Consider the following 19,935-nt stretch of genomic DNA (forward strand, 5'->3'; position numbering starts at 1 on the left):
TTTGGGGGTTGCATGTCCACAGAACTTATTGATGCGCAGGTGTCTCCAACCGGCCAGTTCGACATCCTGTCCAAGTACGAGATCCACAAGCTACGTGACGAAAGTCGCGGCCCGCAATACCAGATATTTCGCAATTGCGCCCTCGCCGTACTGAACAGCGGCGGTTATATGGATGACGGTAAGGAGCTACTGGAAACCTATGCCGACTTCGACATCTCTGTCATTCCCACCGAACGCAGCGTAAAACTCGAGGTACATAACGCTCCAGAGAGTGCGTTTGTCGATGGCAAGATGATTCGCGGTATCGCCGAACATCTGTTCGCCGTACTGCGCGATATCATTTACGTTAACAGTGAGATCACCGGCGATCCGCGCTATGACCTGGTCTCGGCCCAGGGCGTGACCGACGCCGTGTTCCATATCCTGCGCAATGCCGGCACTTTCAACCGCAACCGGGTACCACGGCTGGTGGTCTGCTGGGGTGGGCACTCGATTTCTGCGGAGGAATACGACTACACCAAGAAGGTGGGCTATGAACTGGCCCTGAGATCGCTCGACATCTGCACCGGCTGTGGCCCTGGTGCCATGAAGGGCCCGATGAAAGGTGCCACCATCGGGCACGCCAAGCAGCGGGACAAGCACGGCCAATACCTGGGCATTACCGAACCGGGGATTATTGCCGCGGAAGCCCCTAACCCCATCGTCAACCAGCTGGTGATCATGCCGGACATCGAGAAGCGCCTGGAAGCCTTTGTGCGTACCGGCCACGGCGTTATCGTATTTCCGGGTGGCGCCGGTACCGCAGAGGAAATCCTCTACCTGCTGGGCATACTGCTGCACGAAGACAACAAGCAACAACCCTTCCCGGTCATATTTACTGGCCCGGCAAGTGCCGCGGATTACTTTATCCGCATCGACCAGTTTATCGCCTCTACCCTCGGTGAATCGGCCAGATCCCGCTACAAAATCATCATTGATGACCCCGCGGAAGTGGCCCGGGAAATGGCCGCTGGTATCGAAAAGGTACGACAGCACCGCAAGGAAACCGGTGATGCCTACTACTTTAACTGGCAGCTAAAGGTCTCGACCGAATTCCAACGTCCCTTCGCGCCTACCCACGAAAATATGCGCGAGCTGGCACTGCACACCAGTCAAGAGCCCTACCTGCTCGCGGCCAACCTGCGTCGTGCCTTTTCCGGCATTGTTTCCGGCAATGTTAAGGACGAAGGTATTCGCAACGTGGAAAAGAATGGGCCCTACGAACTGTGCGGTGACCCGGAACTGATGCGGAGTATGGACACCTTACTGGAGTCTTTCATCAAGCAGCAACGGATGAAACTGCCGGGGAAGGCTTATATTCCCTGCTATCGAATCAGCCAGGACTAGCTAGAACAGTTTCTGAAACACATATTTTCACCACCGCCAAATGCGATTATGGCCCCGACAAGATCGGGGCCATAATCGTGAATGGAAAGTAATATTCTTATGTGCAGCCTATTTGATGCCGATGATCACGCGGGTCTGGAGCGATTTGTCGAAGAACACGGTATTCATCACCCCCAACAATTGATCTTCGGCCGCCGGCGGCGGCCCACGTCGCAGGTGAGTATCGTCACTGCCCGACATGGCGTACCCACCGTAGAAAATGCCATCTGGCACCTGTACTTGCAGCGCGATGGCGATGGCTGGAAGCCACACAAGAAGTACTGGTCCATCAACAGTAACTGGAAAAAACTGGGGCAGCGGCCCGAGTACCGTAAATCTCGCTGCCTGATTCCCGCAACGGCCTGGGTAGAGAGCCAGAATGGTAAAAATCCGGTGGAATTCTGCTTCGGAGACCATGCCCCTTTCTTTTTCTGTGGACTGTATAAGACCTGGGGGGAAACAGTAAGCTGCAGCACTATCACCCTGGACGCCCACCCGGATACCAAGCAGTATCACGAGAAAAGCTTCCCGATGATTGCACCAGATGAAACGGACTTTATTGAGCGATGGTTGGGCTCAGATGAAAATACGGCGGTGTTTGAGCCATACCTCCATCCCGACAAAGAGGTCGCAGGCTATCCGCTTACCGTTCAGCCATTAACGCGGGCGACCTCTACCGAGTATGCCGGCCCCAGGCAGACGGTGTGATGTGCCTAGCCTGCAAATATCACAGTCGACTACTAGGGTACCCTGTTCACTGCGCCTCGGGCAGCCCGGTACTTTTTGACGGACAGCTTTCCCGGGCAAGCCACAAACCAGTCAAAAGACTGACGACGCCCGCCTGGTTTTCCCGCCACTGACAGTAAGGTAATGGAAGAAGCGGAATACCCGCTCGATGCAATGCCTGATAAACCGGCAAGCGAAGAAAATCACGGAATTCCCCCGGGTAACCGATCAGGTCAATGCCTATTAACCGGCCGTCTCGCTCGCACAACAGGTCAATCTCATGCCCCGCGACCGTATAACCTACCCAGCAATGGATCCCCTTCTCTGCTAGCGCCCTGCGGACTTCCTCGGCCAATGCGCAGGCACTCTCTTTTTCGTGGGTATCCAGGCTGTAGTGATCGTGGCTCAGGTAGCGCGCAAACAGGTTGCTGTCACTCAGATCACCGCCGTCAATGGAGTGAATCACCAGCTGACGTTTTCGCGCTCGGGTGATCGCCACATTGAACATATCCGGCCGATTCAGGTAACTACCGGCACGGGCGCTTGCTGCGTCGATACCCATGGATAGCAGCATCACATCGCGCTCCTCGCCCTGGAAACCATAGGGGGTGGCCACCCGCAACGACATCCGCTCCAGGTCCTGGACGTTCAGTCTTTTGCGTATTTCAGTGTCCAGGAATTCCGCCTGATCCCGGTATGGCGAAAGGACTCCCACCGAAGGCACCGAGGGTAGATGTGCATATTGCGCCAGGTGACCATGCAACTCGGCCAGTACTTCCTCGCACTCCTCCGCATTTCTGCCGTTGGCCTTGCGCTTGCCATCGACCTTGCGAAACGCCAGCCCCGTATCACTGGCCGTACCCGGGCGGGACTGCATGATTTTCAGGCGCCCACCGTAAAATTGCACGTTACTGAAGCTGATCAGGTCGGGCTTGCTGCGGTAATGTTCGTCGAGCATGGTAATCGCCGATTGCCGCTCGATGACATCCGATGTCAGATCCAGCAAGGAATGTTCCCGATAGCTGTAGCGTGAGGGCGGGCCGCCCTTTTCGTTCATCACATCGCACCAGATACCTGCCTGCATACCGCGCGAAAGAAATGATACATGCCGCAACTGCTTGCCATCGCCTACGATGACTGCGCGCATTGCGCGCTGCAGTGCCGGCAAGGCGCTTGCGATATCGCACTGCGTCGCTTCATCAAAAATCACCAGGTCAAACATTTCCCGGAGATTGGGCAAGGTATCGCTTACCTCATCCAGCGCGACCAGCCAGATCGGGTAGGCCTGCAGCACCGCGTCAAAATTCAGCTGCGCAAACCGCTCTGCCTGCCATTTGGATGTACGCGAGCGAAGCGCCTGGTTAAAGAGAGACAGGGTCCCGCGCTGCTTTTCCAGCAGGCGGGCCAGGCAGTGATTTCGCGCGCAGTTCAGGTAGGCCTTGGCAGCCGCCTCGAAATTCTCCCGATCCTTGCCGATGCTTTCCCGCAACATCCACAGCTCTGCAATATTTCGTGTTGCACTAGAAAGTGCACCGACGAATCTGCCCCACCATCCAGACAGCCCCCCACCGCCGGAGACCGTCGACAACTTCAGGGATTTGACGAATCGTCGCTCGGTAGCCATCAAACGTTTGCGGCAGGACGCCACATGGCTTTTGGCCTCTGAGAGAGAGCCGAGATCTGCCGGCAGCCCCTCCTTCAACAGGGAATCCAGATGGGCCTTCAGCCCCCGGGAGAGTCCCTCGCTACCCGCACTCACCACGCCGGCCTGCAAGCCGAAAGTGTCGGCCAGTTTCTGGCCCACCACATCCACCGCGTGCCGCGTCTTGGAGACAATCAGCACCGACTCGCCCTGTAAAATACGGTCGATCGCAATGGCCGCAATGGTGTAACTCTTACCGGTGCCCGGCGGGCCTGACACCAGGCTGAGGGTGTTGTGCGCGGCACTATCCATCCCCCGAATCTGCGAATCAGACAACAGGGCCGGAATCGACTCGGGCGCGCTGACAGAAGGTTTCGACACTGGCGTGCTCTGCCCCAATAGCTGCATAACCGGTGCGGAATGCGTTGGTGCCTCGACCAGTGCCCCGAGTTCATGCAAAACACCCCGCACGCCCCGGGAGCGATCCGCAAGCACCACACAGCAAGCGGCACTCACCCGGAGCGCAGAACCGGCAAAACGCTGTTTGAGTTCCAGGCTACCCAATAGCCGGGGCCAACGTCCCAGCTCCTGCAGGTCATCGACCACGCTGTAACGCTCCAGCCAGCGCCCGATGGCGGTAATCTGGCTGGTGCCCATAGGCCAACGAAGCGGAGGAAATTGATCAACCACGGATGCGTCCACATCCGGCTTCAGCAGATTTCGCAAAAGCGGCAGGTTCACCCGCACATCACTGGCATCCGCCTCGATGAAGAGGTCATCGTCTTTGACAAAGGACACGGGTACGTAAATCAGCGGCGCGCATATTTTGCGCAAGCGGGAAATTCCCGTCGCATTCGACAGGCTGCCGGAGATGAGAAAAGCCCCGTATATCAGCCGGCGCTCGCGGCGGTAGCTATCGGTCAACTCGGCAAGTTTCTCGGCCGCATCGCCAACCATGGGGATTCGATGCAAATCGCCCGAGCCGAGAGCATCTTCACCGTGAATATACATTCTGCGGTTCGCGGGTAATTTCGCGATATTGGAAAGGGAGAGATCATAACTGTCCGCCCGGTAACAACGGCGGAAATACTCGATCAAAGCGTGCAGAGGTTCTGACATCAGTACAACCGGAATGAATGAGTCGTTATTGTGCGCGCCTATTTTAAGCGTCTTTCTTTGCCCCTTTCTATACGCATTTTCTATGCGTCTCCCTATACATCTTTCTCTGTGCTTTCCACACTCGGTTAACACGGACGTACTAGCTAAAGGAAGTGGTTCGCGCCATTTCACGCTGGCACGAGCGTGCAAAATGACTAATCGAGGCGGGATAGTCGCCCTATTTCTGAGATCAGCTACTCAATCTCATTCGATAATTTCCAGTTCGCGAGTCTTCTCATCCTCACTTTATTGTAAATAGGAGTACGCGGCGTAGTATCCAGAAGGTCCGGAAACCCCGGGCACCTCCGGTATGAGAAAGTAGAGTGCATCTGAATAACGGCAGGTCCTCCCGCCTATTTGCTCCCTCGCTTGCGAGCCCCTGCACTCCAGTTCGTCTTCTGCAGTCTTACCTCCCATGTTTTCGATATCGAGTGGCAGTGCACGCACATGCTTCACGCATTGGTATTGCGTGCATCGCAGAGGCGATCCCTCAGGAATTCGATGCTCGAAAAGCAATCCAAAAAATAAGGAACAATTTGCAATGACGCGTTTTTTAGGAATCAGCTGCACACTTGCGTTAGCGGTCAGTGCCCATGCGGCGGATCGCATTCCGGCGACCCCGGACATGCTTTCCCCGCAATCGCTGGCAGCGACCAGCGGCACCGACATCGCACTGGAAGAAATCCGTTCGCGGACACTGCCGAACGGCAAAGTCATCACCCGCTACCGACAGACACACCAAGGCATTCCGGTTTGGGGGCAAACCGTCACCAGTTCTGGCCAGGGGGTTTCCGCGCAGGTACAGGGTGATGTGCTGATGGGCCTGACTCTGGATGTACCCTCCACCAAAGCCTCTATCCAGGCTTCCAATGCACTGCAGCGGGCCATGAGCCATAAAATCAATCAGCGCGCACAGCTGGGCAAAATCAACGGCGCCCTTTCGGTACCGGCACTGAAGCTCGCGGCCAAAAACCAGAAGGAGCAGTTGTATATCCATGTGGATGGCCAGAACAACGCGCGGCTCGCCTACCTGGTGAGCTGGGTGGAGTACGGCGATGAGCCCTCACGCCCCTTCTATTTTATCGATGCCCTGACCGGGGAAGTCATCGAGCACTGGGACGGCATCGCCCACCAGGACGCGACTGGCCCCGGCGGCAACCAGAAGACCGGGCGTTACGAATACGGCACCGACTACCCGGCAATGCAGGTAGATAGCAGCTGTCGTATGGATACCACCAACGTGGAAACCGTCGACATGAATCACCGCACCAGCGGTGGCAGCGTTTTCTCGTTTACCTGTCCGTACAACGACTACAAAACCATTAACGGGGCCTACTCGCCACTGAATGACGCACACTTTTTTGGCGGCGTGGTGTTCGGCCTGTACAACGACTGGTACAACACCGCACCACTGACGCAAAAACTGCGCATGCGCGTGCACTACAGCAACAACTATGAGAATGCCTTTTGGGACGGAAGCCAGATGACCTTCGGGGATGGCGGCAATACCTTCCACCCCCTGGTCAGCCTGGACGTATCCGCGCACGAAGTCAGCCACGGTTTTACCGAGCAGAACTCCGGCCTACAGTACTCAGCCCAGTCTGGCGGCATTAACGAGGCCTTCTCCGACATGGCCGGTGAAGCGGCTGAATTCTATATGCGCGGCAGCAACGACTGGCTGGTAGGTGCGGATATTTACAAAGCCAGCGGCGCACTGCGCTATATGGAAGATCCCACTCTGGACGGAAGCTCCATCGGCCACGCCTCCAATTACTATTCCGGAATGGATGTGCACCACAGCTCCGGGGTTTTCAACCGCGCCTTTTACCTGATTGCCAACACCAGCGGCTGGGATACCCGCAAGGCGTTCGACATCTTCGTTCTGGCGAACCAGATGTACTGGAACTCCACCTCCAACTACGTAGACGCTGCCTGCGGCGTCATGTCTGCGACAGCAGACCTGGCTTACGATGCCGCGGCGGTCTCTGCCGCTTTTGATACCGTCGGCGTATCTACCGCCAGTTGTGGTGGCGGTGGTGGCAACCCTGGTGGTGGTGAATTGGAAAACGGCGTGACCGCCAGCAACTTGTCCGGCAGCACCGGTGAAGAAATCCACTACACCCTGGACGTACCCGCCGGCGCCAGCAACCTCAGCTTCCAGATCTCTGGCGGCAGCGGTGATGCGGACCTTTACGTGCGTTACGGCTCAGCCCCCACCACGTCCAGCTACGACTGTCGCCCGTACATCGGTGGCAATAGTGAGACCTGTAATATCGCCAATGTGCAGTCCGGTACTTACTACGTCATGGTCAGAGCCTACAGCAGCTTCTCGGGCGTCAACCTTGTTGGCAGCTTTGACGAAGACAGCGGCGGTGGCGGTAATGGCGATGGCTGGGTAGAAACCGACCTTTCTGGCAGCCGCAATGCCTGGCAGCATTTCACGCTAGATGTTCCCGCGGGTATGTCGGCACTGAATGTGCAGATGTCTGGTGGCAGCGGCGACGCCGACCTGTACGTGCGCTATGGCGCGCAACCGACCACCAGCAGCTACGACTGCAGGCCGTATATCTCCAGTAATAATGAGAACTGCGATATCAGCAACCCACAAGCGGGCACCTGGTATATCAGCATTCGGGGATATCGCGCCTACTCGGGTGTCACCCTGGAGGCCCAAGCCAGCCCCTGAGGCTAACCAGCAATTAACCGGCTAAGGAATGGCAGCCGCGGGAGTTATCCCACTCCCGCGCTGCTTTTCTGGTTTGTTGTTTGCTGTCAAAACGATCGGCAGACTTTGCCCGCACATGGGCACCACCTTTGCGTAACAGCGGGTTTTGCGCAACCGGATTGCCCGGGTTGCGCCGTTCTTTTGCGGAAATATGAATGGATATTTTCCGATCCGCTTTCTTCTTCAATAACGTCTCCTTATAAGATTATTTACCCCTTGATACAGATCACCTGCTTCAGGGTATGCACCACATCCACCAGATCTCGCTGATTCTCCATTACCTGGTCGATATCCTTGTACGCCGCGGGAATTTCATCGATGACTCCTTTGTCCTTGCGGCACTGTACTCCGCGTGTCTGGGCCTCCAGATCTTCCCGGGTAAAGCGTTTGCGCGCCGCAGTACGGCTCATGCGCCGCCCTGCCCCATGGGCACAGGAACAGAAAGAGTCCGCATTACCCAGCCCCCGGACAATATAGGAGCGCGCGCCCATGGAACCGGGGATAATTCCCAGCTGGTCCCTCTGCGCACTGATTGCCCCCTTGCGCGTAACAAACACATCGCGCCCGAAGTGCTGCTCCCGCACCACGTAATTGTGGTGGCAGTTGATCGCCTCGGACTCCAGCGTAAACGGCGGCAGCTGCTGCTGCAGTACACCTACAACCAGCTTCATCATTTCCTGCCGGTTCACCCGCGCGTATTCCTGGGCCCAGTGCACCGCCTCGATATAGTCATCAAAGTGCGCATTGCCTTCACTGAAGTAGGCCAGGTCGCGATCCCGCAGGTTGTGCATATGCCCTTCCATATCGCGCTTGGCGAGCTGGATAAAGTGCTGGCCAATGGCATTTCCAATACCCCGGCTCCCGGAGTGCAGCATCACCCAGACCCGGTTGTTTTCATCGAGACAGATCTCGATAAAGTGATTGCCGCCACCCAGGGTTCCCAGCTGGGTTACCCAGGTTTCCTGTGGATTGCGCAGCTTTTTCAGTAATTGTGGGTGTTTGGCAAACAACAGATCCGCACCGAAAGCCAGCTTCTGGGCCGCGGCCTCACGCGCACTGATCCGCTTGTGGCGGGCAAAACCCACCGGTACACACCGCTCGATCGCATCCCGCAACGGTTTCAGGTTATCGGGCAGTTGATTGGCGTTCAGGGAAGTGCGTACCGCATTCATCCCGCAACCAATATCCACCCCCACTGCCGCGGGAATAATCGCCCCGACGGTTGGAATAACAGACCCGACCGTAGCGCCAATACCCATATGCACATCCGGCATCGCCGCCACATGGGAGTGAATAATGGGCAGCTGGGCAATATTTTTCAGTTGTTGCAATGCGGCGTTTTCCACGTCTTCCGTGTAAATCTTCACCGGCACCGTGCCGGCCGGCGCATTGCCATTGAGTACCATTTTTACAGGCATAACTCGTCCCTGGATTTCTCCACGTAAATCTTCAAATGCCTTTCAAAAAGCCGGGAACTAAAAACAAAAAAGCCCCGGCAAAAATAGCCAGGGCTTCTTGGAGATCTGGCTTGAAAGGCGGTATCACCTTTCAAGCGCAAGCACATGAAAGGCCGTTCAGTTAGAACTGGGTTTATAACTCCGCAATGACATTTCATGGCTCCTGTTTTGTGTGTGGATTAACAGCGGGAGAGGATATTCCCTGAAATCCTTTTGTCAACCTATTTTTAAAAAACCTAGACAAGGGTCGGCATTTACCCCCTACAATAACCGCCATGACAAAGCCCACTCCCGAACACCACTACCGCTGGTCATCATTCGATCAACTGACACCCAGTGAACTCTACGAAATTCTGCGCGCGCGCCAGGAAGTCTTCGCCGTGGAACAAGAAAGTATTTACCAAGACGTGGACGGCAAAGACCAGCACGCCTGGCACCTGGCCTGCTGGAACAGCGAGTCAGATAGCCCCGCCCTGCTCGCCTACCTGCGCCTTATAGTGCCGGGAAAGAAATATGCCGAGCCCTCCATCGGTCGCGTGTTGACGCGCAAAAGCGTACGCGGTACTGGAACTGGCAGAGAACTGATGCGACTGGGCATTGAGTACACCCTGCGTGAATTTCCACAGGCGCCCATTCGTATTTCCGCGCAACTGTATTTAAAGCGCTTTTATGAAGAATTTGGCTTTGCGCAGGCTTCGGAAACCTATGATGAAGATGGGATCCCACATATCGAGATGTTACGCATTTCGCCCAAATAGAAGCGCGTCGACATTTAACGAATTCGCGCGACAAATAAAGACAAGGAGAAAGCAGTGTTTATGCCGTACAAAAAACTGAGAAAGCGAGGGGCTAGCAACCTTGCAATCAATGCTCTGTTCACACTCTCTCTAGCCTTTGTGCCATTTTCCCACGGCATTGCTGATGAGATCTCAATAGCGCCGCAAGACGCTCTCCTGAGCACGATGAAATACCCCTACCCGGTAAAAACCCTCGAGCTCACGGCCCAGCAACAACCACTGCAAATGGCCTATATGGATGTGGCACCGACCACAGAGCCCAATGGCAAAACCGTACTGCTACTGCACGGCAAGAATTTCTCCGGAGCCTATTGGCAAAGCACTATCGAAAACCTGACGAAACAAGGTTATCGGGTTATCGCACCGGATCAGATCGGTTTTGGCAAATCGAGCAAACCAGCGGGGTTTCAGTTCACTTTTCAAGCGCTGGCGAATCACACCAAAGCGCTCTTGGACAAACTCGATATCGCAGAAGTCTCCGTTACTGGACACTCCATGGGCGGCATGCTCGCCACCCGGTTTGCACTGATGTATCCGAACGCGGTCGAAAAGCTGGTACTGGTCAACCCCATTGGCCTTGAGGACTGGAAACGTACCACCCCCTACCTGCCCATCGACCAGGCCATAGCCCAGGAGAAACAGCAGACACCCGAGATCGTAAAACGCTATATGACCGCCGCCTACTTCGATGGTAAATGGAAAGCCGCATACGATCCGCTGCTGACCATTCAGGCTGGCTGGACTATTGGCCCGGATGCCGACCTGATCGCCGAAATCGATGCCCGCTCGTCCGATATGGTCTTCACCCAGCCTGTACTTTATGAGTTCGGGGACCTGAAAGCGCCTACCCTACTGGTCATCGGCACCCGCGATCGTACCGCCATTGGCCGCAACCGCGCCCCGGAATCCCTGCGCGGAGACCTCGGCCGCTACGACCGCCTCGGAAAATTGGCTGCAGACGCCATTCCGGAGGCAAAGCTGGTTGAGCTGGAGGGAATTGGGCATGTGCCCCAGTTTGAGGATTTTGACCGCTATATCGCAGCGCTCAATGATTTTCTGGCGGAGGGCCCGCCAGAAGCTTCTCGCGCGCAGTGAACCAAATTTTCCCCGAGCAGCAAGTCGACAGGGCTACCAGTTCAGCCTGATACGCAAAGGCGCGGTGTCATCCGTCAGACCGCACATTTCCTCGTAGGGCGTCATCTGCTCCAGCCACACTTCGTCGATCTTATACCCATGGAAATGATCCCGGATCTCTTCAAGGCAGTGAAACCTGTGCGGATGATCCCGACGATCAGTAAGAACTTGGGACCCGTTTTCATCCACGGTATTAACGAGGTAAAACTGTCCCTCGAGAGAGAGGATCTGCAGGTTCATAGTGCCTCCTTTGACGCACGGGGCTGAGAACCCCAGCAAGCGCCACAAATCCAGCATAAGGTGTCAAAATCACAACCGGAAGTGTGAAATTTAAGGGCTAAACGCTCTGAATATATGCGGTGAAACTGCAGAGGCGCTCACTACTGGTTCGCTTAGGAAGTGTCGACAGTATCTACTGAGTATTCGCAGTCTGTATCTCTCCGGCCAGAAAACGGGATTTAAAGTGTTCATAATTGAGAGGCCAAAAAGAGTTGACCACTACAGTAGCCCTAATTGGCTAAGAAACAATAAATAGTGAAATCGCCATACCAGCGGGGAAAATATGGAACAACTATTAAGAAGATCGTTTCAGCTTGAGTCAGAGGTAGCGCGCCTGTTTGATCTTCCATTGCCGGCGGGTTCACAACGTGCATGGGCATCAAAAGTAATGAGCAGTATTGCTCTAGAACACGCGTCGTCGGCGAAACTGTTGATTCAGGCCGGGAACAAGACCTCCGCAATCAGTCTGTTCCGCCTGCAGTTTGAAGCGCTCATCAGGGGCAAATGGGTACTTCATGCGGCATCAGAAACAAAAGTCAGCGCGCTCTGCGAACTTATTAATGAATCGAACTTCCCGCGGCTAAATAATCAGCAAGCCTCTATGGGTGAAATGCTCAAGGAGCTCACCAAGGTGCTCCCAACTCATAGAATGCGCCAGCTGGAGGAGTTCCGGGACTCCTCCTGGAAGCCCCTCTGCTCCATGGTTCACGGGGGTGTCCTTGCCTTACAAACTCACGCGTATGACTTCCCTCCAGACCTACTCAGGACCATAGTCAAGCATTCCAACGGCATGTCTTGCCTTACCGCGAACTTACTTACGATTATCAGCGCTGATAACACAATGGCCGGGTATACGACTCGGCTCAGTGAGTCCTACCGAGACTGTCTCCCCATAGCTGAAATGGCATAACCAAATCACTCCCCACCTCAACATCTTTGATCGGTCATTTGGGGCCGAAAAGGATAAAACGACCGAGTCCCCATTCAGAGCTGTCACAGCCAAATCTCGGATAAAAGCTCAATCACAAGCCAACTCCGCATCACCGGTCAGCACTTTTTGAAAAAAATTTAAAATTTTTTCTTAGAAAATCGCCAAATCAAAGTTTCGGTCTAATCGCCGAAGATGAAGCGAAAACGGCAACCGAATTCGGCGAAGTTCGACGTACTGAGCATTTTTTAACCTAAAAATATTTTAACCGAACTAAGCGAACGGCGACCAAACAGCCTCTTCACAGTGAAGCGAACCGCTCTATAGGGTGTGTCCATCGTGACAAACACAGATGGATAGCAATGCCCATGGAGACACAAAACAGCAATCGAGCATTTACCGAGATTGAGGCTGCCAAATACATTGGCATGAGCCGCTCTTACCTCGCCCAAGCCCGTATGGACGGGCGGCGGGATAACCGCACCCCTGCCCCACCCTTTATCAAGATTGGACGTGCTGTCCGATACTTGCGCGAAGACCTGGATACCTGGCTCAACAGCTTTTCAAAGCTGGAACACCTGGGACAAGCCTAAGGTCTCGCCATGGCCATCTCCGACGTCGATGAGGCGCTTGCTATCACTGAAGGCTTCGGGACTCACGAGCGTCGCGCTTTCAGGACTCACATATTCAAGTCACACGAGTTCATCTGCCTTGCACTTGCCCAGCACTACAAACACATCGCCCTCGCGGAAGGGCACGTAAAGGCTAATCAGACCCTACGAAAGATCCACGAGGCCTTAAAGCTTGGGAAGTCATTTGAAGGATTGTTGATGACATCCCCTGATGAGAATGTCCGACGTTTCGCCGAGCATAAGGCCAAGATGCTTAAAGCCATGTTCTTTAGGGAGAACAAAGCCGGGCGATACAGGAATGGGCTGCGCAAGGCGATTAAGAGCGTCGAGAACTGCCAGCTGACCTTTCCCCACCCCGATCCACTCCAGGCAAGCCAAGAAGAGATAATGCCGGCGCTCCCCCGCGTCTTCTGTCCAGATTGGTGGCGGCGTGGAATTCGCACCCTTCAAGATTTGTATCTGGAACAGGTCCATATCAAGCTTGATTTGGTTAATAAGCGATCAGGTATCTATGCCAGCAACCACGGGGTGAACCGAAAACTCACTCAATGGAAGCGAAGTGTAGCGAACTTGGCCAACCGGCGAAGCGAACTCATGACGCGCATGGCCGGGTTTGAAGCGATCTCCCGTAAGCGTGGTGAACACGGCGTATTCCTTACTCTTACCGCCCCTTCTAAGTACCACAGTCATCTGCCGGCCAACTGTAAGCCCAATCCACGGTACAACGGCTCTACTCCTGCCGAAGTCCAGGCGTACTTCACCCAACAGTGGGCCAAGATCCGGGCGAAACTGAAGCGAAGCCAGATCCAGCCATATGGTTTCCGCGTGGTTGAACCGCATCATGACAGTTGCCCGCGCTGGCACATGCTCTTGTTCATTGCACCCGAGCAGGTCAAGGAGGCACTCAGTATCTTCCGCCACTATGCGCAGGAGATAGACGGCAATGAATCCGGCGCCCAGAAGCGGCGCTTCACCGTCAAATACATAGACCCGAACAAAGGTACTGCCGCTGGCTACATCGCTAAATACATAGTTAAGAACATCGACGGAGAGCACGTCGGCGAAGACCTATATGGACATGACGCGATTGAGAGTGCCATCCGTATCCGAGCCTGGGCGTCTACCTGGAAGATCCGCCAGTTCCAGCAGATAGGTGGCCCCAGCGTTTCCGCGTCGCGAGAGTCCCGCAGGCTTGCTCATAGTGAACATGCATAAGCCGCTTTGGGCTCAATAGATAACGAGCTTTTATAAGGACTCATTGAGGCGGCAGGTTGAGGGGATTGGGAGACCTTCACCGAGCTATCCGGTGGCCACACTCCAAAACGAGCCAGCCTGCGCTGCGGGTGTTGCATGTCGCCAAAGCGGGACTGAACAAGCACGGACAAAAGCTCAAAAATTGAACAGCCCGCTATTCCAGGCGAAATATTGGGGTATCACTCGCTTTAACGAATGGACAGTTAGACCAGTTGCTGACTTCGAATGTAGTGGAGCGGAAGCGAGAGCAATAAGAGGGGCGAACGCCCCTCCCTTGGAGTTCTGTCAATAACTATACGCTCGCAAGCCGCTGACAGCGTAATTTTCAACCCAAAGTTGCCATAATTTGAGAGTCATCACACCATTAATGATAAGATCGTACAACCTATGGATACCTAGCTTGATAACAACTTGGAAATCGCATTTTTGACTAAAGCGCTTCGTGATCAATGCGAGAATGAATGCGTTGCCCAAGACTGTTTTGGGATTAATGTAACTGAAGTCTTGAAAAAAAGGCTGGCCGATATTCGTTCAGCAACCACGGTATCGGACTTGTTGGTGGGAAAGCCTAGGCCAATACTGGAAAATGGAAATGAATTATTTGTTCTGGACTTAGCTGATCAATACTTAATCAAGTTTTCAGCTAATCATGTTTCAAACCCTAGACTAGTCAATGATCAAATTGATTGGTCAAAAATTTACCGAATTAAAATTTTAGGGATCGAGAAATAAAATGAACAACTCCATAGCTTTTCAGCCAAATTGGGCAAGTCCGCCTGGCGACACAATAAAAGACATTTTGCATGAGCAAAATATCGAAGTTAGCGAGTTTGCTCGAACAATAGAAAAGTCTGTCAGAGACGCCACTAAATTACTAAAAGGTAATTTGCCTATAGATGAAGAATTGGCACTTGATTTGGAAAAAATCGTCGGCGGATCGATGGAGTTCTGGATCAACCGTGAGAAGCAGTATAGAAATGATCTACTTCATATAGCTAATAGCGAAAATGAGCAAGAGACCTGGTTGTCCAAGTTTCCAACTAGAGATATGGCAAGTTTTGGATGGATTCCGAAGACAAGATCAAAAAGAGAAAAACTCAAAAATCTACTGGATTTTTTTAAAGTTTCATCCACGCAAGAGTGGGAAAATAAGTACAAAGGTCTAATTTTAGACACTGCATTCAGAACAACTGAAACCTTTGAACCTGTTGTAGAAGCAACTATATCTTGGCTTCGGCAAGGGTCTATCGTAAGTGAAAATTCAAACTGCGCACCACTGTGCAAGCGTAAACTGTTAAGCGCCACAGGAAAAATAAAAACACTGAGTCGAGAAAAAAATCCTGCAACATTCCTCCCACCACTTAAGAAAATACTAGCGAGCTGTGGAGTTGTACTTGTTATTGCCCCAACCCCCTCAGGCTGTAGAGCAAGCGGAGCGACTTTTTCAACTCCAAATGGTAAAGCAGTGGTAATGCTTAGCTTTAGATACCTTTCCGATGATCATTTTTGGTTCACTCTGTTCCATGAAATAGGTCACCTGATTCTCCACAGTGATCGCCAGTTATTCATAGAAGAAAAGCATATTTCGGAAGCTGTGGCAGAGACTGAGGCCAACCAGTTTGCAAGAAATATTCTCATTCCAGAAGAATACGAGAGCGAATTCTCAAAGTTAAATTCACGAAGATGGAGAGAAATCATTCGCTTCGCAAAAAAATTACAAATTTCTCCGGGTATCGTCGTAGGACAACTCCAGCACGCAGGATTGTTGAGGCATGACTATCTGAACAAGCTAAAGAACAGGTACAATTGGAAATCCATACCTCAGCATTAATTAACCTCTGAATCTGACGTGCCGCTCTGGACTCTTTTGCCAATTACATAACGCATCCTCTAACACTTGCATACTCAAATATCCAAGTGACATGTTCTCATTTAGCAGGACTAGAAAGCCTTCTAAATTCTCAGTGCTTTCATTTGAATCTCGACTACCAGTGAAAAGTAGCTTTGCACCTTTTTTGGGGCCGGTGGCCATATCCAAGTACGCACGAGGAGGGGATATATCAACAACACCGACTTTGGCCAACATCGTCAAATAATCAAATATTGACAACCTAGAAAAACGTCGCACAAAAAACATTGAGTTATACAAGTAATCAAAATGAGCATTCGGACAACAGTCGACTTCCTGTTGCGTAAAGGAGAAAAACGTTTGATGGCTCCCGCCAATCCATTCAATGTAGCTCCGCACCACATTTATCGGGCTTCCCTGTACATTCGGCCTTATTGATTCATATTTGCGATGGTTTCCGAACGCCCCACCTATATTCATATAGTTGCGTTCAAGCCATACACCAAAATCATCCAGATTACCGCACACCCTCTCCCAGGACCATATATCGGCACCTAAAGCTCCGTATAAATCTCGAACTCTCGTCCAGCCGGATCTGGCATTTTTTCCTACATGAATAGCCAAGAAAACTAGCCAACACGCCTCATCAATGTTTCCTTGCTCTTGATAGAGAACTGCCGCCTTTATAGGATCGAACATGTCATTGGTAGGATCAGCAACTTGCTCAGAAACCCCTCTCTCACTAAGAACACGGACGTAATCAATTCTTCTAATGCTATCAATAAACTGCTCAACCAAGCAGCTGCGCATATTTTCGTTACGTAACCCCTGAAGCGGAACGACCCCATCGAGCTGCTCCAGCTGACTACTTAGCAGCGCCCGATACTCTTCACGACTCATAATTTGCACAAACACAACCTCACGAAAAACTAGAAATCCATTTCTTAATGGAGCTTTTAACTTTTCTCGTCACTCCAAAACTGCTCTGGATGTTATGGTTAAACCCGATAACCTTTATATTCCTTCCTAATTCAACTCCGTTGACATGATCGATACTGCCAACGTAAGAAATACCCTTAACATGCGCCCCATTACTCCTAGGTAGGCTCCAAGAAGCCCTCTCCCTTATCGAAAAGTTAGCTTGGGTGACCCTGTTGAATTGATTAACCACGGTTGAACCATTCAAAACAATCAGTTCTATCTTCGATATCTTTAGCAAGTTAGCAAGAGAATCTATAGAGCTATCAAGCAATATTTTTTTCTCTGCAGAATTTAAGCTTGACCATTTGCAGTCAGTCGCGAATGGCACTAAATCCAAATGGCATGCGGGAGACATTTCATCGTAATAAGAGAGTCCAGTACCTGAAATTAATTCATCCAATGCACCAAACCATCTATCATAAGGGTTTCTCTCGAAATATTTTCTGCAAGAAATTTCAATTCGAGATAAGTGCCCCCCGTTAACATCAGACCACTTTTTTACCCCCAAAGATTTTAAAGTCTCGAATCTCCGGTCCTTGCCATTCAACTCCAATCCGGCATCATCAACGAACTCTTTATTACTCGGATTCAGCCCCAACGTCGCCACATAGGACTTTACAGGATCACCAAATGAAGGAACTGGCGTACTCCAAGGTATTACTTGAACACTTGAGCGCTCCAAGCTATCCATTTTTTTAACTAAATCAAGGATTGTACTTTTGATAATCTCCTTCAAATTAGGTTCCCTCTTGCTCGAAAAGCTCTCGTTGTTTCATCGTGTCTCTCAGAATCCTCTCCCGCATTACTATATACGGAACATATATTTTCGATGAAAGTTTATTCTTTAAGTAAGAAATTACTTGAGCTCCGCCGCCTGCTTTGAACTCCCTAAATATAAGCAGAAGTATAATCAAATCTTTCCAATAACTTCCGACATCAATTTTTTCTATATCAATTTTCTCCCCGCTCCGGATTCTCCCCTCCACATCAAGTAGCACCTTTATACTTGACCAAGGATCGCCAGTAGGCATAGGCGGCATTGGAATGTTTGACTGGAAGCCTTCATCAATAAAACTAACTGCCTTTTGTTCATCTTCATCGTACAAATGCAAACTTCCGACTGAGTGCTTGTAAGTCCCCACCTTTACTTTTAGTGTTCTTGCGACTATTTCCTGTAAAAATGTGAATGCAAAAATATCGTGCGGCAACCCTCTAAATGCATCGTTCGACCGCATATTTACATGCAGATGCAGCATCTCTTGACGCACAAAAAACTGTAACGTACAGGTGCAGGGAATATCTGTGTGGTGTTCGGAAAGGTCTTCGCCATCGAAAAGCTGTATCACAGCCCTTCTAGTTGAACTCTTCCTTTTGAGAAGCTCAATCACATTTCTTAGTTGATCGTGATGTCCTCGATGCCGAAAAATCCGGGGGCCATAACCGCCGTAAATTGTCTTGCCATCATCGGAATTTTCACCGTAACGTGGAAGATAGTACGCAATAGAGTCCACATCGTTTGAGCCCGAGAGGTACCACAGCAACTCCCCTAAAGCGCTAAAGAGCTTCCCCTTAGTTTCCGATCGACTTAATCTGGAAAGGGGGCTTTTAAGCTCGAGAAGTACACCAATTAGCTCTGTAGACTTTCCGCGTGTTGAGCTAATAGAGCGACCCTTTGATAAAAGTTTTGTAAATACCGTTTGGAGCAAATCATCCAAACTTGATTCAGACAAAAACACTTGCGATTCCTTTCTTCTTATCTTTCTTGATCGAGATCTCAAAACTCAAGCGAACAAGTTCTCCATTAGGAAAATATCCTAACTTCGAGGGTACTTGCAATGTTTTCGACGACAATGAAGCGGGAGGCGAATCTTAGACGACTTGCGAATAAGGACTAGCCCATTTCAAACGGGCAAAGGAGGGCAATTACGGATCTGAGCTCTGGACTTAATGTGGACTTAAATTTTGGGCACAAAAAAGCCCACTCAAATGGCGGGCTTCTAAGTCGTTGATTTACAACGGTTTTATGGTCGGAGTGGCCGGATTTGAACCGACGACCACCACACCCCCAGTGTGGTGCGCTACCAGGCTGCGCTACACTCCGATAAGAGCAGATCAAGCGGTGTAGAAATCACCTAAGTGCTTGATTTATAAGGGGCATCGCTTGGCGATGAGGCGCAAATCATACCTAAGTCCGTTTGGATTGCAAGCCTGATTTGCGCCTTTTTCTCACGGTCTTGGCAGTTGCCTAAACCTCGAGCAATTCCAGTACACCTTCCAGCTCGGCGATCATCTGTGGGATCACCTGCTGCATGTGGACCACCTGCACTTTGTCGGAACTGCCGCTTTCCATCTGCAGGCGGGCGCCGCCGATGGTGTAGCCTTCTTCATAAAGAAGTGCGCGGATCTGACGGATGAGGATGACATCCTGGTGTTGATAGTATCGGCGGTTGCCACGGCGTTTTACCGGGCTGAGCTGCGGGAATTCCTGTTCCCAGTAGCGCAGTACATGAGGTTTGACTGCACACAGCTCGCTGACCTCACCGATGGTGAAATAGCGTTTTCCCGGAATAACAGGGAGTTCGCTGTTATGACTCGCTTCCAGCATCTTCTTCTACTCGTGCCTTGAGTTTTTGCCCAGGCTTGAAGGTAACCACCCTTCTTGCCGAAATCGGGATTTCTTCGCCAGTTTTGGGATTCCTTCCCGGACGCTGGCTTTTATCACGCAGGTCAAAATTGCCAAAACCCGAAAGTTTGACCTGCTCGTTATTTTCCAGGGCGTTGCGGATTTCCTCGAAAAAGAATTCGACGATCTCCTTGGCTTCGCGCTTATTAAAACCGAGCTCTTCGTACAACTTTTCGGCGAGCCCGGCCTTGGTCAGTGCCTCTGTCATTGGTTTCTACCCAATAGATTCAGAGGCGTCGACTCCCGGTTTTTAAGCCTGGTACCG

19 protein-coding genes and 1 tRNA gene are annotated in these 19,935 nt (G+C 51.9%); 10 read left to right on the forward strand and 10 right to left on the reverse strand.

The annotated features are described in order from the left end of the window. The first annotated feature begins 12 nt into the window (after nucleotides 1-12). Together ppnN and M0G74_RS07235 are read left to right on the forward strand one after the other, a co-directional pair. Nucleotides 13-1,386, forward strand: a complete 1,374-nt coding sequence (ppnN, locus tag M0G74_RS07230) for a nucleotide 5'-monophosphate nucleosidase PpnN (RefSeq protein ID WP_282450060.1) — start codon at nucleotides 13-15, stop codon at nucleotides 1,384-1,386. 99 nt (nucleotides 1,387-1,485) lie between these two features. Beyond that, on the forward strand, nucleotides 1,486-2,133 hold the full coding sequence (locus M0G74_RS07235; protein ID WP_248215822.1) for an SOS response-associated peptidase family protein: 648 nt from the start codon (nucleotides 1,486-1,488) through the stop codon (nucleotides 2,131-2,133). Between the two features lie 46 nt (nucleotides 2,134-2,179). Here the strand turns inward: M0G74_RS07235 and M0G74_RS07240 are convergent, their stop codons facing one another. Next, complete coding sequence (locus M0G74_RS07240) at nucleotides 2,180-4,912, reverse strand: ATP-binding protein (protein WP_248215823.1); 2,733 nt, start codon at nucleotides 4,910-4,912, stop codon at nucleotides 2,180-2,182. 580 nt (nucleotides 4,913-5,492) lie between these two features. On the opposite strand from M0G74_RS07240, the gene M0G74_RS07245 reads away from it, so the two are divergent. Beyond that, entirely contained in the window at nucleotides 5,493-7,637 is a 2,145-nt protein-coding gene (locus M0G74_RS07245) for a pre-peptidase C-terminal domain-containing protein (RefSeq protein WP_248215824.1), read from the forward strand. 13 nt (nucleotides 7,638-7,650) lie between these two features. Here M0G74_RS07245 and M0G74_RS07250 read toward each other — a convergent pair whose 3' ends face one another. Both M0G74_RS07250 and M0G74_RS07255 read right to left on the reverse strand, forming a co-directional pair. Then, nucleotides 7,651-7,863, reverse strand: a complete 213-nt coding sequence (locus tag M0G74_RS07250; RefSeq protein WP_160153452.1) for a hypothetical protein — start codon at nucleotides 7,861-7,863, stop codon at nucleotides 7,651-7,653. A 22-nt stretch (nucleotides 7,864-7,885) separates the two neighbouring features. After that, nucleotides 7,886-9,094, reverse strand: a complete 1,209-nt coding sequence (locus M0G74_RS07255) for an RtcB family protein (protein ID WP_248215825.1) — start codon at nucleotides 9,092-9,094, stop codon at nucleotides 7,886-7,888. Between the two features lie 314 nt (nucleotides 9,095-9,408). On the opposite strand from M0G74_RS07255, the gene M0G74_RS07260 reads away from it, so the two are divergent. Both M0G74_RS07260 and M0G74_RS07265 read left to right on the forward strand, forming a co-directional pair. Continuing rightward, complete coding sequence (locus M0G74_RS07260; protein WP_248215826.1) at nucleotides 9,409-9,891, forward strand: GNAT family N-acetyltransferase; 483 nt, start codon at nucleotides 9,409-9,411, stop codon at nucleotides 9,889-9,891. A gap of 204 nt (nucleotides 9,892-10,095) precedes the next feature. Then, on the forward strand, nucleotides 10,096-11,025 hold the full coding sequence (locus tag M0G74_RS07265) for an alpha/beta hydrolase (protein ID WP_248215827.1): 930 nt from the start codon (nucleotides 10,096-10,098) through the stop codon (nucleotides 11,023-11,025). A gap of 33 nt (nucleotides 11,026-11,058) precedes the next feature. On the opposite strand, the gene M0G74_RS07270 is transcribed toward M0G74_RS07265, so the two are convergent. After that, complete coding sequence (locus M0G74_RS07270; RefSeq protein ID WP_248215828.1) at nucleotides 11,059-11,304, reverse strand: DUF6482 family protein; 246 nt, start codon at nucleotides 11,302-11,304, stop codon at nucleotides 11,059-11,061. Between the two features lie 322 nt (nucleotides 11,305-11,626). Between M0G74_RS07270 and M0G74_RS07275 the strand changes: the two genes are divergently transcribed. The 5 genes from M0G74_RS07275 (at nucleotide 11,627) to M0G74_RS07295 (ending at nucleotide 15,988) form a co-directional block, all read left to right on the forward strand. Further along, nucleotides 11,627-12,253, forward strand: a complete 627-nt coding sequence (locus tag M0G74_RS07275) for a hypothetical protein (protein ID WP_248215829.1) — start codon at nucleotides 11,627-11,629, stop codon at nucleotides 12,251-12,253. 386 nt (nucleotides 12,254-12,639) lie between these two features. Beyond that, on the forward strand, nucleotides 12,640-12,864 hold the full coding sequence (locus M0G74_RS07280; protein ID WP_078083025.1) for a helix-turn-helix domain-containing protein: 225 nt from the start codon (nucleotides 12,640-12,642) through the stop codon (nucleotides 12,862-12,864). Between the two features lie 9 nt (nucleotides 12,865-12,873). Beyond that, a complete protein-coding gene (locus tag M0G74_RS07285) occupies nucleotides 12,874-14,118 on the forward strand; it encodes a replication endonuclease (protein ID WP_248215830.1) in 1,245 nt (414 codons plus the stop codon). 465 nt (nucleotides 14,119-14,583) lie between these two features. After that, a complete protein-coding gene (locus tag M0G74_RS07290; RefSeq protein WP_248215831.1) occupies nucleotides 14,584-14,889 on the forward strand; it encodes a hypothetical protein in 306 nt (101 codons plus the stop codon). Between the two features lies 1 nt (nucleotide 14,890). Further along, entirely contained in the window at nucleotides 14,891-15,988 is a 1,098-nt protein-coding gene (locus tag M0G74_RS07295; RefSeq protein ID WP_248215832.1) for an ImmA/IrrE family metallo-endopeptidase, read from the forward strand. Here the strand turns inward: M0G74_RS07295 and M0G74_RS07300 are convergent, their stop codons facing one another. From M0G74_RS07300 to ihfA, 6 genes are all read right to left on the reverse strand, one after another. After that, nucleotides 15,989-16,906: a hypothetical protein gene (locus M0G74_RS07300; RefSeq protein WP_248216179.1), complete on the reverse strand. Its 918-nt coding sequence runs from the start codon at nucleotides 16,904-16,906 to the stop codon at nucleotides 15,989-15,991. A 19-nt stretch (nucleotides 16,907-16,925) separates the two neighbouring features. Continuing rightward, nucleotides 16,926-17,723: a hypothetical protein gene (locus M0G74_RS07305; protein WP_248215833.1), complete on the reverse strand. Its 798-nt coding sequence runs from the start codon at nucleotides 17,721-17,723 to the stop codon at nucleotides 16,926-16,928. 1 nt (nucleotide 17,724) lies between these two features. Then, a complete protein-coding gene (locus tag M0G74_RS07310) occupies nucleotides 17,725-18,723 on the reverse strand; it encodes a thymidylate synthase (RefSeq protein ID WP_248215834.1) in 999 nt (332 codons plus the stop codon). A 288-nt stretch (nucleotides 18,724-19,011) separates the two neighbouring features. Continuing rightward, nucleotides 19,012-19,088: transfer RNA gene (locus M0G74_RS07315), tRNA-Pro, on the reverse strand. A 144-nt stretch (nucleotides 19,089-19,232) separates the two neighbouring features. After that, the gene (locus M0G74_RS07320; RefSeq protein WP_160153305.1) at nucleotides 19,233-19,592 is read right to left on the reverse strand and encodes a MerR family transcriptional regulator; all 360 of its coding nucleotides are present in this window, start codon (nucleotides 19,590-19,592) and stop codon (nucleotides 19,233-19,235) included. Continuing rightward, nucleotides 19,573-19,878 (reverse strand): integration host factor subunit alpha, encoded by a 306-nt coding sequence (gene ihfA, locus M0G74_RS07325; RefSeq protein WP_010131375.1) that lies wholly within the window; start codon nucleotides 19,876-19,878, stop codon nucleotides 19,573-19,575. Before ihfA ends, M0G74_RS07320 begins: the two co-directional genes overlap by 20 nt. Nucleotides 19,879-19,935: the final 57 nt, after the last annotated feature.

Origin of the sequence: Microbulbifer sp. CAU 1566 (assembly GCF_023156515.1) — a bacterium.
Taxonomy (GTDB): Bacteria; Pseudomonadota; Gammaproteobacteria; order Pseudomonadales; family Cellvibrionaceae; genus Microbulbifer.

What these genes read in the sequence shown, in the direction of transcription:
- ppnN (WP_282450060.1), top strand. Translation starts at nt 13, where the DNA reads ATGTCCACAGAACTTATTGATGCGCAGGTGTCTCCAACCGGCCAGTTC.
- M0G74_RS07235 (WP_248215822.1), top strand. Translation starts at nt 1,486, where the DNA reads ATGTGCAGCCTATTTGATGCCGATGATCACGCGGGTCTGGAGCGATTT.
- M0G74_RS07240 (WP_248215823.1), bottom strand. Translation starts at nt 4,912, where the DNA reads ATGTCAGAACCTCTGCACGCTTTGATCGAGTATTTCCGCCGTTGTTAC.
- M0G74_RS07245 (WP_248215824.1), top strand. Translation starts at nt 5,493, where the DNA reads ATGACGCGTTTTTTAGGAATCAGCTGCACACTTGCGTTAGCGGTCAGT.
- M0G74_RS07255 (WP_248215825.1), bottom strand. Translation starts at nt 9,094, where the DNA reads ATGCCTGTAAAAATGGTACTCAATGGCAATGCGCCGGCCGGCACGGTG.
- M0G74_RS07260 (WP_248215826.1), top strand. Translation starts at nt 9,409, where the DNA reads ATGACAAAGCCCACTCCCGAACACCACTACCGCTGGTCATCATTCGAT.
- M0G74_RS07265 (WP_248215827.1), top strand. Translation starts at nt 10,096, where the DNA reads ATGAAATACCCCTACCCGGTAAAAACCCTCGAGCTCACGGCCCAGCAA.
- M0G74_RS07270 (WP_248215828.1), bottom strand. Translation starts at nt 11,304, where the DNA reads ATGAACCTGCAGATCCTCTCTCTCGAGGGACAGTTTTACCTCGTTAAT.
- M0G74_RS07275 (WP_248215829.1), top strand. Translation starts at nt 11,627, where the DNA reads ATGGAACAACTATTAAGAAGATCGTTTCAGCTTGAGTCAGAGGTAGCG.
- M0G74_RS07280 (WP_078083025.1), top strand. Translation starts at nt 12,640, where the DNA reads ATGGAGACACAAAACAGCAATCGAGCATTTACCGAGATTGAGGCTGCC.
- M0G74_RS07285 (WP_248215830.1), top strand. Translation starts at nt 12,874, where the DNA reads ATGGCCATCTCCGACGTCGATGAGGCGCTTGCTATCACTGAAGGCTTC.
- M0G74_RS07295 (WP_248215832.1), top strand. Translation starts at nt 14,891, where the DNA reads ATGAACAACTCCATAGCTTTTCAGCCAAATTGGGCAAGTCCGCCTGGC.
- M0G74_RS07300 (WP_248216179.1), bottom strand. Translation starts at nt 16,906, where the DNA reads ATGAGTCGTGAAGAGTATCGGGCGCTGCTAAGTAGTCAGCTGGAGCAG.
- M0G74_RS07320 (WP_160153305.1), bottom strand. Translation starts at nt 19,592, where the DNA reads ATGCTGGAAGCGAGTCATAACAGCGAACTCCCTGTTATTCCGGGAAAA.
- ihfA (WP_010131375.1), bottom strand. Translation starts at nt 19,878, where the DNA reads ATGACAGAGGCACTGACCAAGGCCGGGCTCGCCGAAAAGTTGTACGAA.